This is a genomic window from Streptococcus sp. SCPM-O-B-15294 (M123), from assembly GCF_058200455.1.
The window spans coordinates 25,530-40,896 of the sequence record NZ_JBYQGU010000013.1; the positions used below are offsets into that span (position 1 = coordinate 25,530).

The 15,367-nt window shown below is 43.2% G+C and carries 13 protein-coding genes, 1 pseudogene and 1 riboswitch; of the genes and pseudogenes, 2 read left to right on the plus strand and 12 right to left on the minus strand.

The window, feature by feature from the left end; translation table 11 throughout:
- Window positions 1–33 precede the first annotated feature (33 nt).
- The 8 genes from AC3E8G_RS08345 to AC3E8G_RS08380 form a co-directional block, all read right to left on the minus strand.
- Window positions 34–1,191 carry an ABC transporter substrate-binding protein gene (locus tag AC3E8G_RS08345; protein ID WP_490677483.1) on the minus strand — a complete coding sequence of 386 codons (1,158 nt, stop codon included), beginning with the start codon at window positions 1,189–1,191 and terminating at the stop codon, window positions 34–36.
- A 93-nt stretch (window positions 1,192–1,284) separates the two neighbouring features.
- Entirely contained in the window at window positions 1,285–1,569 is a 285-nt protein-coding gene (locus tag AC3E8G_RS08350; protein ID WP_490677484.1) for a DUF2129 domain-containing protein, read from the minus strand.
- 130 nt (window positions 1,570–1,699) lie between these two features.
- Window positions 1,700–2,290: an ATP-dependent Clp protease proteolytic subunit gene (locus AC3E8G_RS08355; protein WP_455166636.1), complete on the minus strand. Its 591-nt coding sequence runs from the start codon at window positions 2,288–2,290 to the stop codon at window positions 1,700–1,702.
- A 162-nt stretch (window positions 2,291–2,452) separates the two neighbouring features.
- On the minus strand, window positions 2,453–3,082 hold the full coding sequence (gene upp / locus AC3E8G_RS08360) for a uracil phosphoribosyltransferase (RefSeq protein ID WP_048689715.1): 630 nt from the start codon (window positions 3,080–3,082) through the stop codon (window positions 2,453–2,455).
- A 100-nt stretch (window positions 3,083–3,182) separates the two neighbouring features.
- Window positions 3,183–5,843: a magnesium-translocating P-type ATPase gene (mgtA, locus tag AC3E8G_RS08365; protein WP_490677485.1), complete on the minus strand. Its 2,661-nt coding sequence runs from the start codon at window positions 5,841–5,843 to the stop codon at window positions 3,183–3,185.
- A 223-nt stretch (window positions 5,844–6,066) separates the two neighbouring features.
- A riboswitch (M-box (ykoK) riboswitch) is annotated at window positions 6,067–6,221 on the minus strand.
- A gap of 41 nt (window positions 6,222–6,262) precedes the next feature.
- On the minus strand, window positions 6,263–7,432 hold the full coding sequence (locus AC3E8G_RS08370) for a MalY/PatB family protein (RefSeq protein WP_490677486.1): 1,170 nt from the start codon (window positions 7,430–7,432) through the stop codon (window positions 6,263–6,265).
- A 9-nt stretch (window positions 7,433–7,441) separates the two neighbouring features.
- Window positions 7,442–8,536, minus strand: a complete 1,095-nt coding sequence (locus AC3E8G_RS08375) for a cystathionine gamma-synthase (RefSeq protein ID WP_490677487.1) — start codon at window positions 8,534–8,536, stop codon at window positions 7,442–7,444.
- A gap of 139 nt (window positions 8,537–8,675) precedes the next feature.
- Window positions 8,676–10,304 (minus strand): putative polysaccharide biosynthesis protein, encoded by a 1,629-nt coding sequence (locus AC3E8G_RS08380; protein WP_490677488.1) that lies wholly within the window; start codon window positions 10,302–10,304, stop codon window positions 8,676–8,678.
- An 86-nt stretch (window positions 10,305–10,390) separates the two neighbouring features.
- On the opposite strand from AC3E8G_RS08380, the gene AC3E8G_RS08385 reads away from it, so the two are divergent.
- Window positions 10,391–11,836 carry a UDP-N-acetylmuramoyl-L-alanyl-D-glutamate--L-lysine ligase gene (locus AC3E8G_RS08385; RefSeq protein ID WP_490677489.1) on the plus strand — a complete coding sequence of 482 codons (1,446 nt, stop codon included), beginning with the start codon at window positions 10,391–10,393 and terminating at the stop codon, window positions 11,834–11,836.
- Window positions 11,837–11,873: 37 nt separating this feature from the next.
- On the opposite strand, the gene AC3E8G_RS08390 is transcribed toward AC3E8G_RS08385, so the two are convergent.
- The 4 genes from AC3E8G_RS08390 to pflA all read right to left on the minus strand — a co-directional run bounded on the left by AC3E8G_RS08390 (window position 11,874) and on the right by pflA (window position 14,942).
- Window positions 11,874–12,524 (minus strand): DUF1803 domain-containing protein, encoded by a 651-nt coding sequence (locus tag AC3E8G_RS08390; RefSeq protein ID WP_490677490.1) that lies wholly within the window; start codon window positions 12,522–12,524, stop codon window positions 11,874–11,876.
- Window positions 12,508–13,020, minus strand: coding sequence for a YiiX/YebB-like N1pC/P60 family cysteine hydrolase (locus AC3E8G_RS08395; protein ID WP_490677491.1), 513 nt, complete (start codon window positions 13,018–13,020; stop codon window positions 12,508–12,510). Before AC3E8G_RS08395 ends, AC3E8G_RS08390 begins: the two co-directional genes overlap by 17 nt.
- Before the next feature lie 63 nt (window positions 13,021–13,083).
- A complete protein-coding gene (locus AC3E8G_RS08400) occupies window positions 13,084–14,019 on the minus strand; it encodes a manganese-dependent inorganic pyrophosphatase (RefSeq protein WP_048789551.1) in 936 nt (311 codons plus the stop codon).
- 128 nt (window positions 14,020–14,147) lie between these two features.
- Entirely contained in the window at window positions 14,148–14,942 is a 795-nt protein-coding gene (pflA, locus tag AC3E8G_RS08405) for a pyruvate formate-lyase-activating protein (RefSeq protein WP_048689741.1), read from the minus strand.
- A 216-nt stretch (window positions 14,943–15,158) separates the two neighbouring features.
- On the opposite strand from pflA, the pseudogene AC3E8G_RS08410 reads away from it, so the two are divergent.
- Window positions 15,159–15,341, plus strand: a pseudogene (locus tag AC3E8G_RS08410) (UTRA domain-containing protein); the annotation flags it as partial.
- Window positions 15,342–15,367 lie beyond the last annotated feature (26 nt).

Genomic DNA, 15,367 nt, shown 5'->3' on the forward strand with positions numbered 1-15,367 from the left:
CTCCCAGCCTCTTGTACAAACAACAAATGATAATTAAGGTTTAACCGATTCAACTGACTCAACTTTACCATCTTTTAAGCCAATCATAAGTGCAGATTTAACCGGATTATGGTCTTTGTCAATAGACATTGTACCAGTAACACCTTCAAAGTCTTTCAACTTCGCAAGGTTATCTTTCAATTCAACAGAGTTCTTAGCACCTTTAGATGCTTCTGCAATCATGTAAACTGAATCATATGCCAAAGCTGCAAACATTGAAGGTTCTTCGTTGTATTTCGCTTTATAAGCTTCTACGAATTTCTTGGCTTTATCAGTCATTTCACCTTCAGTAGAGAATCCAGCTACGTAGTAGATGTCTGTAGCTGCAGCAGGTGTTGCTTGTTCAACGAATTTTGCATCGCTAAATCCATCACCACCGATGATTGGTTGTTTGATTCCCATACCACGTGCTTGGTTTACGATTTTACCAGTTTCAGTGTAGTAACCTGGAAGAACAATAGCATCGAAGTCTTTATCTTTGATTTTTGTAAGGGCAGCTTGGAAGTCTGTGTCCTTAGATTGGAAAGTTTCTGTCGCTACGATTTCACCTTTATAAGATTTCTTAAAGGCTTCAGCAATCCCTTTCGCATAGTCAGATGAGTTATCGTAGTAAAGAACGACTTTCTTCGCTTTCAAGTTCTCAGTTGTGTATTTTGAAATGATTTGTCCTTGGAAGCTATCGATAAAGGTAGCACGGAAAAGGTAATCTTGACCTTTTGTCAAATTATCTTGTGTTGCTGATGGGGTTACCAATGGAACACCCGCTTTACCAGCATTCGCAACCGCTGCTGCAGTGGCACCTGAAGTTGCAGGTCCTACAAGAGCGTTCACTTTTGATTGAGTAACAAGGTTTGTTGTAATGGTAGCTGCTTCCGCTGTCTCAGATTTGTTATCTTTATCTGTAACAACAATCTTCTTACCATCAGCACCCCCCTTAGCGTTGATTTCATCAACGGCCAATTGAGCACCTTTTTGTTCAGCACTACCGTAGGCTGCTACTTCACCAGTTTTTTCAAAGTTAAAACCGACTTTTAGTTCTTTGCCGATTTCGTTACCAGTTGTGTTTGAACCTGAAGTTGAAACTTCACCACAAGCAGCAAGAAGAGCGACACTTGCAATGGTTAAAAATGAAAGAGCAAATTTATTCTTCATTTGTAATAATCTCCTTAAATAATTCTTAAAATAAATACATATTAAGAATATACCGAATTATCTGAAAATTGTCAACATAAAAAACGCAATCGATTAAATGATTGCGTTTTCTACTTGCGTCTCTTCCTTCTGACGATGCAAACTTCCTACAAAATCACGATCCAATTCTTGAATATGGCAAATTTGAACCTTCTTTACAAAGCGTTCTTTTTTTAATTGTTGCATAATTTCAAGAACTTGAGGACTATCGACATAGACCTGGACATAACGCATTTTTTTGGAATGATAGATCACATCCCCAATTTCCTGCAATTTCTTTGCATCTCGGTTATAATATAATTTTACAATTAAGCCTGTTCTAGCTTGCTTCTCAAACATACACAATCCCTTTCTGCTTCTGTTACAAGTATAGCAAATTTCAGGTAAAAATACTATCTTTTTCTAGAAAGTGAAGAGTATCCTAAAAACCCTCTCCTGTCAAAGGAGAGGGTTGGATGGTTAAGATTTCTTATCCGAGATTGTTGTTAGCCATGATTTCATCGATGAAACCATAAGCTAAGGTTTCTTCTGCAGTCATCCAATTATCCCGTTCCGCATCAGAGTGGATTTTCTTGATGGTTTGACCTGAATTTTCTGCCAAGATTTTTTCTAATCTGTGACGTGTTTTCAAGAGGTGTTCTGCTGCAATGGCCATATCCGTTTGTTGAGTACCGCCACCAGTACCACCCATTGGTTGGTGGATCATGTACTCAGCATTTGGCAACATGAAGCGTTTGCCTTTGGCACCACTTGATGCAATCACAGTCCCCATTGAAGCGGCCATCCCCATGACGATGGTCTGGACGTCTGATTTGATAAAGTTCATGGTATCGACGATTGCCAAACCTGCAGAGACAGAGCCTCCTGGCGTATTGATATACATATAGATATCTTTGGTATTATCTTGGGCATCCAAGAAGAGCAATTGGGCAATAATCGAATTGGCCATTTGGTCTTCGACCGGTCCTGTCACCATGATAATACGGTCTTTTAAGAGGCGTGAGTAAATGTCGTATGAGCGTTCGCCACGACTAGTTTGTTCAATTACTACTGGAATCATTCATTCATCTCCTTTTATCCATTATAACCGGCACCATCTCACGAGTTTCATCCGGTTGATTCGAGAGGCTAGCTCTCCTTCCATTCTTTATAAAAGCTATTATATCCCATTGGTCAACAAAGGTCAAATTTTTACTTTCCTAAAGATGGATTGGAAATGTGCTTATTTGGTACCAAACAAGCGGTCTCCAGCATCACCCAAACCTGGAACGATATAGCCGTTTTCGTTGAGTCGTTCATCCAAGGCTGCAGCAAAGATTTCGACATCCGGATGAGCTGTTTGAAGAGCTTCCACTCCTTCTGGTGCTGCAACCAAGCAGACAAACTTAATATGGCTTGCACCACGTTTCTTTAATGAATCCACAGCTAAGATTGCAGATCCCCCAGTCGCCAACATTGGGTCCACCACAAAGATTTGACGTTGGTCGATATCTTCTGGCAATTTCACCAAGTATTCAACTGGTTTCAAGGTTTCTTCATCACGGTACATTCCGATGTGACCAACTTTAGCAGCGGGTACCAAACTCAAGAGTCCGTCTACCATCCCGATTCCTGCACGAAGGATTGGAACAATCGCTAGTTTTTTTCCAGCAATCTGTTTTTGAACTGTCTTTGTGATGGGTGTTTCGATTTCTACATCTTCAAGAGGAAGTTCGCGCAAAACTTCGTATCCCATCAACATAGCAATTTCATCTACTAATTCACGAAAAGCCTTTGTAGAGGTATCAGTCCGACGCAAAATAGACAATTTATGCTGAATCAGTGGATGTTTAATAACTTCAAGTTTTCCCATTGTGGTTCCTTCTTTCTCTATATTCATCTTATTATATCAAAAAGGAAGAAAAAGGCCTACAAATATGCAAACCTTTTCTTTTCTTATTTTAATGACTAGCTTATAGCCACTCCTTGTACTTGCCAATATAATAGTGTTTGACCAGGGTGACACTTGCCATATAAAGGAAGAGAATCCCCGCTAGTAATAGGAAGTAAAGACTATTTAGTGGCGCTACTTTCAACAAGGAAGCCAGTGGGCCATATGGTAGGAAGGTCACAAAGAGGGCGCCCAATAGGGTCGTTGCCATGACTGCAAGGGCTGGCCGGCTTTGAACAAAGGGCAATTTTGGAGAGCGGAGCATATAGATGACCATAGTTTGGGACCACATGGACTCAATGAACCAGCCGGTTTGAAAGAGCATGATGAAGAGGCCCGCACTGTCTGCTCCATGGACATAGCCATAGCCTGTAATCATTGGTACGATGATAAAGTAGAGAGCGATAAAGGTCAAGATGTCAAAGACAGAGGAAATAGGACCAAACCAGGCCATAAAGCGGGTAATGGATTTCGCTTCCCAGATTCTTGGTTTCTTCAAGAAGTCCTTATCAACCCGGTCGAAAGGCAAGGCGATACAGGAAAGGTCATAAACCAAGTTTAAAACGATGAGATGGATAGGGGCCATTGGAAGGAAAGGAAGGAAAATACTGGCAAAGAGAAGAGAGAAAATATTCCCGAAATTAGAAGAAACGGTCATCTTGATGTACTTGGTCATATTGGCATAAACCTTGCGTCCTTCTACCAAGCCTTTTTCGAGGACCATCAAGTCCTTATCCAGTAGGATAACATCTGCTGTTTCTTTGGCAATATCGACAGCTGTATCAACCGAAATACCAACATCTGCCACTTTCATAGATGGTGCATCATTGATGCCATCTCCCATATAGCCGACCTTATGGCCATTTGCTTTCAGCTGCAAGATAATGCGTGCTTTTTGGTCTGGAGATAATTTTGCAAAAACGGTAGTGGTTTCTACTGCTTGGGCCAAGTCTGAATCAGAGAGACTGTCGATATCGCTACCCAGCAAAATGTGGTCAACATCCAGTCCCACCTTTTCACAAACCGCTTGGGTCACTTTCTCATTATCACCCGTAAGGATTTTAGTAGCAACTCCGTATTCCGCAAGGGTATTGATGGCTGGTGCTGCGGATGGTTTTGGTGGATCCAAGAAGGCTAGATAGCCCGTCAAGATCATGTCTGCTTCATCTGCCACTTCAAAGGCATAGCCTTCCTCAAGATTTGATTTGTAACTAACCCCTAGCACGCGCAAACCTTGTTCATTCAGCTGAGCCACCTCTGCCAAGACGTCTTCCCGCACTTGGTCTGTTAGGGGGATAATCTCATCCTTGTATTCTACATAGTTAGAGACTGCTAGCATTTCTTCCAAGGCTCCCTTGGTGACCATGCTCACGATTCCCCCCTCATCTTTGACAATGACACTCATCCGCCGGCGTTCAAAGTCAAAAGGCAATTCATCAATTTTTTGGAAGCTTTGGTCCAAGCCACTGACAATCTCATGTTTCTTAGCTTCTCTTTCTGTCCGGCTGATAATAGCGCGATCCATTAAGTTTTTGAGGCCGGTTTGGAAGTAAGAATTGAGATAGGCCCGACGAAGGACAGACAAATCCAAGTCCCCACGAATGTCGAGGGGGTATTCGAGTACAATCTCATCTTGGGTCAAGGTTCCAGTCTTGTCCGTACAGAGGATATCGATAGCTCCTAAGTCTTGAATGGCATTGAGTTTTTTAATGACCACCTTTTCTTTGGCCATGATAATGGAACCCTTGGCCAAGCTGGCTGTGATAATCATTGGGAGCATTTCCGGAGTCAAGCCCACCCCTACACTGAGGGCAAAGACCCCTGCTTCCAGCCAATCCCCATCTGTCAAACCATTGATAAAGAAGACGATGGGTACCATGACCATCATGAGTCGGATCAACAACCAAGAGATGGTGTTCATTTCTCGTTCAAAAGAGGTTGGTTCATCATAAGTATTGATGGTTTGCTCAATCGCTCCCATCATGGTTTCATCCCCAACGACCAAGACCAAGGCTGTTGCTCGACCTGAGATGACGTTGGTCCCCATGAAAGCTAGACTTTCACTCTCCAAAAGACTGTCCAGATTTTGGCCACTTGCTTTTTTCAAGCAGACTTTTTCGACAGCATCGCTCTCTCCAGTCAAACCTGATTGTTGGACGAAGAAGTCTCGAGAATCCAACAAGACCACATCCGCTGGGATCATGTCGCCTGCACTCAATTTGATCAGGTCTCCCACCACGATCTCATCAATGGGAATTTCTTCTTCTTTGCCTTCTCGAATGACCGTTGCTGTATTGACAATCATGCGAGAAAGGTTGCTAGCAGCCTTGTCACTTCGCAATTCTTGAATAAACCGAATCCCTCCAGAGAGAAGGACGAGAACGACGATGATGAGAGAGGTCGTTGGATCTTCCTCACCTGGTTTGGCTAACCAAACATTGGTCACCAGAGAAACAAGGGCAATGAGCAGTAAGATGACTGTGAAGGGATTGATGATGGATTCAACAATCCGTTTCCAGATAGAATCATCTTGCCCCTTTGTGAGGACATTTTCTCCATAGTTATCCCGGTTCTCCTCTACTTGGTCTTCCGTCAAGCCAGACCAGCTAGATTGATAGGTTGCTAAGGTTCTTGTTTCTGCATCTTGCAATGCAGCAATGAGTCTTTCTTTTGTTGTTTGCATTGGAATCTCCTTTTAAATCAGGAGCCAAACGCTTATAGAGTCCCGATGACACAAATCAGCGATTGGCTGGCTATGTGCGGTTCGGGATGATCGTCGATTTGTATCATAGTGTTCTCCTTTTCTACTTGATAGGTGAGAGGCTTCTTAAGCATAAGAAAAGAGCCCTCCCCTTTTACAGGTAGGACTCATTAAACTCGTCGTTTATTTTTTAATAAAAATTCTCAAAAAATAGACCGTCCAAGCTTTAGCTCCGCAAGGCAATGAAATGAGCTTAGTCTTGACCTTTGCGATCAGGACTGTTGACCAACGAGTAGTGTCTCCACTGCTTTGCGGTAGTCATCCGTATCCTTGTGGTAGCCTCACCTACCGTTATTCCCCTTGAGTATACTCCTCCCCTATAGAAAAGTCAACCCTTAAAATCAACCTTTTTTAGGAAAATTTGTTACGATCCGATCGACAATCTCTTGGACTAGGGTTTTCGGAGCTGCCACATTGAGGCGGGCATGTTGCTTCCCTTCTACTCCAAAGTCTGTCCCTTTATTGAGGATGACCTTGGCCTGGTCATGAAGTCGAGCATGGAGTTCTTCCTCTGACAAACCGTAGGCAGAAAAATCAAGCCAGAGTAGATAGGTCCCTTGCGGTTTCATCACACCAATGTCTGTCTGCTCACGCAAAACTTCTACAGTGTAATCGATATTTTCTTCCAAGACTTCCTTTAAGTCCTCTAACCAAGCTTTTCCATTCTGATAGGCGACTTCGGTGGCGATAAAGCCAAGGGCAGAAATTTCATGTTGATTGTTTCGCAACTGCCGAGCTTGGAAGGATTTTCTTAGTGCATCATTTTCGATGATGGCATAGGAATTTTTTGTACCTGCAATGTTGAAGGTTTTGGTCGCGCTTGATAAGACAAGGGTGAAGTCCTTAAAGCTTGGATCTACTGTATTAAAACATACGTGCCGATTTCCAAATAGCGCCAAGTCTTGGTGAATTTCATCTGAAACAAGCAAGACCCCATATTTTTGACAGAGGCGACCAATCTTTTCTAGGACTTCTCGTTCCCAGACGCGACCGCCTGGGTTATGAGGATTGCACAGGATGTAGAGCTTGACTTGGTGCTCCACAAAGTCTTTTTCCAATTGCTCAAAATCAATTTGGAAGAGTCCATCCACTTCTACTAAGGAATTAGTCACTAATTCGCGTTGATTGAGGCGGACGCTACGGGCAAAGGGTGGATAAACTGGCGTATTGATGAGAACAGCCTCGCCTTCCTTAGTGAAAGCCTGAATAGCCGTTGAAATAGACGGAACCACACCTTCCATAAAGACAATGGCTTCCTTCTCAAACACATATCCATGCTCTGACTTTTCCCAATTCTGAACAGCCTTGTAAAGCTCCTCGCTAGGATAGGTGTATCCGTAGACTAATTGATCTGCGTAATCTCGAATGGCTTGGCGAACCGCAGGCAAGGATTCAAAATCCATATCTGCAATCCAAGCAGGAAGAAGTTCTGGATCTTGCTCTGACTCCTTCCACTTGCTAGTATGATGCCCCAAACGATTAGGGACAGTCAAAAATTGTTCTTTTCCCATGATGGACTCCTATCTAGCCAATGCTTGTTCTAAATCCTCAATCAAATCCCGTGCATCTTCAATTCCGATGGAAAGGCGAAGCAAGTCATCCGTTAACCCATAGGAATGACGAACCTCTGCAGGAATATCTGCGTGGGTCTGTGTAGTTGGGTAGGTAATCAAACTCTCCACTCCACCCAAGCTCTCTGCAAAGGTAAAGACTTGCAAGTGGTTTAAAATGGTTGGAATCTTTTCTTGGTGGCTTACTTTAAAGGAAACCATGCCTCCCTTGCCGGTATACAATACTTCCTTAACAGCTGGATGCCCCTTCAAGAATTCCACTACCTTCTTCGCATTTTCTGTAGAGCGCTCCATTCGAAGGGCTAAGGTTTTTAAACCACGGATCAATTGGTAGCTGTCAAAAGGAGAGAGAACAGCTCCAGTTGTGTTTAAGTTATAAAAGAGTTGCTCATAGAGACCTTCATCATCAGTCACTACAACCCCAGCCAAAACGTCATTATGACCCGCTAGATACTTGGTCGCTGAGTGAAGGACGATATCTGCTCCTTCTTCAATTGGACGTTGGTAGATAGGGCTATAGAAGGTATTGTCTACAATCACTTTTGCCCCTTTTTCATGAGCGAGTTTAGCTAATTTCTGGATATCAAACTCCAGCATGAGTGGGTTAGTAGGTGTTTCAATATAGAGAATATCCACCTCTCCCTTCAATCCTTCTACCAACTCTTCTTCTGAATTTGCATAGGTAAAGAAAAAGCGTCCTTCTTGTTCCATTTGGTTGAACCAACGGAAAGAGCCTCCATAAAGATCTCTTACTGCCAAGACCTTACCGCCAACAGGAAAAATACTAAAGGCTAAGACAATGGCAGACATACCTGAGCTCGTCACCAAGGCATGCTCTGCACTCTCAATAGCTGCCAAGGTCTTTTCAGCGTTTACCCGAGTCGGATTCTTGGTACGGATATAGTCAAAACCAGTAGATTGACCAAACTCTGGATGCTGGTAAGTGGTTGAAAAATGAAGCGGAGTAATCAAAGCCCCTGTTGCTGGATCCGACTTGATTCCCGCTTGAGCTAGGATGGTGTTAATATTCTTTTTGTGACTCATACAAACCTCCAATGGACGTAAATTCAATTGTCTCTATTGTATCACTTCTTTAGATGATTCGGTTTTTCCTTTTTCAAGAGCTAGATATAGCTTCAAACTATAATAAAAAAAGAGGTGGGATAGCCCCAACCTCTATTGATTATGAAATATGAAATTTATTTCGAAGACTAGCTGCCTTGCTACCAATGAAGCGATCTAAGAAACGAAGACGAAGACCAAGGCCACCGTATACCACGATTCCAACACCACCAATCAGAGCTACATAAATCATGCTGGTCACTCGACCATTTGGTTTGATCACAAAGCCTAGGATAAAGCCTGCAACTAGGACCACCAAGAGCATGATCAAGGTGAGAATGGCTGTCAATAAGCTTCGTTTGAAGACTGTCTTGCGATTGAAATGGGTCACCAGATGAATTTCCTTGTACATAAGGACAATCGGAATCATGAGACCAATTGTAGTAGAAAGAAGAGGACCATAGGCTTTAAAGACATAAATGAACGGTACTTGGAGAATCAGTTTTACCAATACTCCATAACCAAAGTAAAGAATTGCCTTCCGATTTTGGAAAAGAGCCTGGATCATTGGAGAGAGAACCGTATACAGGCCTAGGATGACCGTTTGCAGCATAGCTAGGATAAAGAGTCCCAAAGCCAGGGAATCTGGCTTCCCGTAAAAGACCGTATAGAGAGGCTCTGCAATGGCTACTGCTCCAATCGTCGCTGGAAGCAAGAAGGCTACTAGCATGGTCAAATTATCTTGAACCAGCTTCCCTGCAGCCCGGAAATCACCCTTGACATAGTTCTCTGTAAGAAGAGGGATTCCCACCCCACCGATCGATGTCGCAACCGCAATTAAAATCATGGTAATCTTGTTCGGATTCGCTGAGAAGTAGCTGAACTGAACCAAAAGCTCTGAACGAGTGAAGTTGGTGAACCAAGACATGACATTGCTATAGGTCATCTGGTCGATGATTTGGAAGAGTTGAATGGCTGATCCTGTCACAATGAACGGAATCGCTTCACGAATGGTATCCCACAAGAGAGCCTTGGTGTCAATCTGGCTATCAGACTCTGGACGATGAATAATGTGCTGTAGAAGTCCTGTTTTCCAGAGGTAATAGACGAGGACTAGGAGACTTGCTCCCATCCCAATAAAGGCTGCAAAAGTGGACTGGGTCACGGCTTCAACGTAATCACCTGAGCCGACCTTCATAATGAAGTAGGCTGTCAAGAGCATCCAGATAACCCGAATCACTTGCTCAGCAATTTGACTGATGGCATAAGGTTTCAGATTGTTATGCCCTTGGAAGAAGCCACGAATGACACTCATGGAAGGGAAAATGAGGACTGCCCAAGACAGGCTCTGCATAACAGGGATTAGGTCTTTCCCACCTCCAGACAGATTTGCAAATACTGGGGAAAGCACATACATGATAATGGCAAAAACCAAGCCCAATAAAGACATGAACTTAAGGAAGCCACGAATCATGGCAAAACTGTGCTCTTCTTGCCCCTTGGTATTGTACTTGGCCACCTGCTTAGCGACTGCTACTGGGACGCCTGCTGTTGAAATCAGCAAAAACCAAGCGTAGATATTGTAGCCCATCGTAAAGAGGCCGTTTGCCTCTGCTCCATGTTTGCCCATCCAGATATACCAAGGGATGAGATAGGCCGCACCTAAGAGACGACTAATGAAATTGCTGGCTGTTAACCAGACTGTGCCTCGAAGCATCTGGGCCTGTTGATTACTTGTTTCGTTACTCATATGTTTCCTCTACTTTATAGTCTTCTTTCATTATAAACTTTTCCTTTACACTTGTAAAATAAGCTCTTTCAGTTTAAAATAAGATTATGATGAAGATAGAAACTGTACTAAACATTTTAAAAGAGGATCACAACTTTCGTGAGATCCTACAAGACGGAGAATACCACTATTCAGCAAGTGGTGTTTCTTTTAATCAAATAAGCTACGATAGTCGAAAAGTCAACTCCGAGACCCTCTTTTTTGTCAAGGGGGCAAATTTCAAGAAGGAATTTTTGGAGCAAGCGATCGAGCAAGGTCTCCAGTGGTATGTCGCTGAGCAAGACTTTGAGGTCAGCATCCCAGCCATTATCGTTACGGATATCAAACAGGCTATGAGCTTGATTGCCATGGAATTCTATGGCCACCCTGAGCGCCAGCTAAAACTCTTAGCCTTTACAGGGACCAAGGGCAAAACGACTTCTGCTTACTATGCCTACAAGATTCTTGAGCAAGGCCACCGTCCAGCCATGCTGTCCACTATGAATACAACCTTGGATGGCAAGACTTTCTTCAAATCAACCTTGACCACTCCAGAAAGCATTGATCTTTTTGAAATGATGGCCCAGGCAGTTGCCAATGATCGGACCCACCTGATTATGGAGGTTTCTAGCCAAGCTTATTTGGTGAAACGGGTTTACGGTCTGACCTTTGATGTCGGTGTCTTCCTCAACATCAGCCCTGACCATATTGGACCAATTGAACATCCAACCTTTGAAGACTATTTCTACCACAAACGACTCTTGATGGAAAATAGCCGTGCTGTTGTCGTCAATAGCGATATGGATCATTTTGAGATTCTTGCGGAGCAGGTTGCGGAGCAAGACCACGACTTCTACGGTAGTCAATCAAGCAACCAAGTCCAGAACTCAAAAGCCTTTAGCTTTTCTGTCACTGGCAAGCTGGCAGGAGATTATGATACCCAGCTCATCGGTCACTTCAACCAAGAAAATGCTGTGGCTGCAGGTCTTGCCTGCCTTCGTCTAGGAGCGAGTCTCGAGGATATCCAAAAAGGGATTGCTAAGACGCGCGTTCCTGGCCGAATGGAAGTCTTGACTCAGAAAAATGGGGCCAAGGTCTTCATCGACTATGCCCATAATGGAGATAGCTTGAAAAAACTGCTCTCAGTTGTTGAAACCCATCAAACGGGGACGATTTCACTGGTCCTTGGATCAACTGGGAATAAAGGAGAGAGCCGTCGTAAGGACTTCGGCTTGCTCTTAGAAGACCATCCTGAAATCCAAGTCTTCCTCACAGCGGATGATCCCAACTATGAAGATCCTTTGGCTATCGCTGAAGAGATTAGCAGCTTCATCACGCGCCCTGTCGAAAAAATCGCAGATCGCGAAGAAGCCATTCAAGTAGCTATGGCAACGACCAGCAAGCCTGAAGATGCCGTCATTATCGCCGGAAAAGGAGCTGACTGCTACCAAATCGTCAATGGCGTAAAAGAAGAGTATCCAGGTGACGCAGCAATTGCTGAACGTTACCTTTAATCAAACGAAAGAAGGCTAGGAAAATTCCTAGCCTTTTTTATTGTTTGATAAACACCAGTCTTTCCTTATCCAAGTCCACTGCTAATTCATATTTGCCTTCATCATTTTTGCGGATATAGCCTAAGACTTCTAAGCTATCAACAAAGATGTCTCTGCGCTTTTGCTGGACTTCTTCTTTTTTGAGGAACTTGAGCAAAAAGCTGGTCATATACTTGAGAGCATACTCGGGATTGACATCGCCCAAAATAGCATAGAGTTTCTCTTGCTCCTCCGTCAATGGATATTGGTGAGCAACCTTGTAGAAGTAATTGGAAAGTGTCTGTGCATGTCGTTCGAAGTCAGTCTCCTCTATGAGAATTGCTGCATTGGTAGTATTGCGGAGTTCCGTTTGGAAGACCTTGGCTTTTAATTCTTGATAAACTGCACTGTCCTCTCGGACAAAGACCTCCTGATCCAATTCAACTCGATCAGCTGACTCTAAGAAAGGCAAATTGAGGGTGTAGCGTTTATTTTCTCGAAGGATGAAGCCCGCTTTGATATATTCCTCCATCAGCTTATCCACTGGTTGATCCGGAAATTGGGCCTTAATTTGCCGCAGGATCACATCGTCGTGCTGGTCCAAATAGTTGATCAAGTCCTTGAAAAATGGCTGACGTGTCAAACGTGTGGGATTAATGATCTGAATCATCCATATACCTTTCTTTAAACTGTAGATGGGGAGACTGAGCTAACTGACTCGGGTTAGTCCCAGGCTGATCTAGGGGAACGGCTAGGCCAAGTTCCTTGTAGTAATCCAGCCAGAACGGACCAATCTCCTCTTCCACATCTCCAAACTTCATGGGAATGGTTTCAAAGATAGGAAGTAGTTCAGCGATGAACTGGGAACAATAGAAACCATCTCCATCTGGATAAAAGGACGCATTGTAGGGAGCTCCTAAAAGGCTCTCTGCTCGCTTTTTGACTTCTTCGTGATCAATCGCCGTATAGCGATAAAGGTCATAGACTTTTCCAGCTTCAAAGAAATTTTCGGGTGACTGGGAAAGAACACCACCTTCCACCGTAGCATGATAGACCTGTCCGTCCAAAAAGATAGCCACGTGACTGTAGTTACCTGTCGAAGCCTGGATGGCCTGGCCCATTTCCGTATTTTCTCTCACAAAAATCAAATCGCCAGATTCTAACATGGTCTCCTCCTAGCAAAAAAGGAGTCGAAACTCCTTTTTAACGATGGGTTTCCCCATCAATCCTTATGCATTAAAGCTTTCAGTCAATTGTGGTACCACTTGTTTCTTACGTGAAACAGCACCTGGAAGGAAAGCGTGGTTGTTTTCAAGTTTGAAGTTGAAAGCTGCTTCTACCTTATCCATATTAGCACCAAGAGCCAAAATTTCTGAGTTTGAGTTGACGATGTCTGTAATCATCAAAACAAAGTCAGAGTAACCGTTTGCTGCGTTTGCTTCTTGGATGGCTGCTTCGATTTCAGCTTGGCGTTCCAATACTTCAGCGATATCAACTGTATTGACTTGAGCCACACGAACGTTGTTTCCGTTCAATTCAAAAGTCTTAGCATCAATGTCGATCAATTCTTCTGCTGATTTGCTTGCCAAGTTGGTACCAGCTTTGAGCATGGCAAGACCGTATTCTTCCAAGTTCACACCAGCCAATTCAGCCAATTCAGGGGCAATCACTTTATCAGATGGATGAGTTGTTGGAGATTTCAAAAGAAGGGTATCTGAAATCAAACCTGAAAGCATCAAACCTGCGATTTCTTTTGGCACTGCTACACCATGTTCTTTGAACATGCGGTATACGATAGAAGATGCTGATCCAACTGGTTCTAAACGCATGTAAAGTGGGCTGGCAGTTTCAAAGTTAGCCACACGGTGGTGATCCACCACACCATATACTTCTACTTCAGCGATATCTGAAACAGATTGTTGGAATTCATTGTGGTCTGTTAAGATAACTTGCTCTGCACCTTCTGCTTTAGCTGATGTGATGACGCGCGGTGCTTCCACACCAAAATAGTCCAATACGAAAGCTGTTTCTTCATTTGGAGTTCCAAGAGCCACTGCTTCTGTATCCAACCCGTAAGCTTCTTTTGCAAGATAAGCAAAGGCTACAGATGAACCGATGGCATCTGAGTCAGGATTTTGGTGACCAAAAACGAGAATTTTTGACATGTTTCTACCTCTTCATTTTCATTTATAGATTCACTCTATTTTAGCACGTTTTTCCGTTTGAAGAAAGGGAATAGTTGTTCATTTCATTAGAAAAAGACAGCTGGAAGGACCAACTGTCTCGATTTATTTTATCCTTTAACCCGTTTCAGGTAATCTTGGTAACTTTCTGTTTCCATCAAGTCTTTTGCATTTTGAACCCGTTCTTTTGTCGGTGGTTTCACACCCTCCAACTTGTACGGAATACCCAATTCCCGCCATTTGAATTCCCCCATAGTATGGTAAGGCAAGATCTCAAATTTATCAACATTTTTAAGGGTTTTAACAAATTTCCCAAGTTCGATCAGGTCATCATCTCGGTCTGTAAGCCCAGGCACCAAGACGTGCCGAATCCAAACAGGCTTGCCAATATCAGACAAATACTTGGCACAGGCTAAAATATTTTTATTCGTTTGACTGGTTACAAATCTGTGCCGTTCATCGTTAATTTCCTTGATATCCAGAAGCACCAAGTCTGTCACTGCCATTAATTTATCAAATTTTTCCAGGTAACGAGGGGTATTGCGGAAAGGTAGAGCACAGGTATCGAGCGTGCAGTGAATGCCCAATTCTTGAGCCTTGGTGAAGAGGGCAATCAAAAAGTCTATCTGCAAGAGGGCTTCTCCACCACTAACCGTGATCCCACCTTTTTGACCCCAAAATCCACGATAGCGGAGGGCTTCTTCTAAGACATCATCCACTGTTCGTTCTCTAGACATGTTGGTTTCCATAGCCCAAGTATCCGGGTTATGGCAATACTGACACCGCATTTGACAGCCTTGAAGAAAGACAATAAAACGGATCCCTGGTCCATCCACTGCACCGAAGCTTTCTGTAGAGTGTACCATTCCTGTTACTTTTCCATAGTCAACTGTTTCATTTTCCATGTCTTGTCCTTCTCTCTTGAAAACGTTTTATGGTTTTATTATACCATGATTCCTTGTGAATAAAAGGATTTTAATGATTTTTTAGAAAATAAACTGTTTTTCAATTTCAACCTATTGTATTAGTACAGGCCCTTCCAGTCGCTTTTACCCTTACCTATTCTCTATGGCAAAAAAAGAAAACGAAGAGCCGTTATCTTTTTTTTTAATATCTTAAGAATCTTGATCTCACCAATCGATAATCGCGACAAAATCTTACTGGATCTTGGGAAAGACCAACACGTGGTGACAGTCCGCTCCCAAGTTCACCTAGCAGACGTACGACAATTCCAGTTCACCGAAAGCCATCACAAATTAGATAAGTTCCATTTTGTCGACTATGCAAAAAGAAATCAAAAATAAAGTACTCCGCTGACAGTTGAGAATGG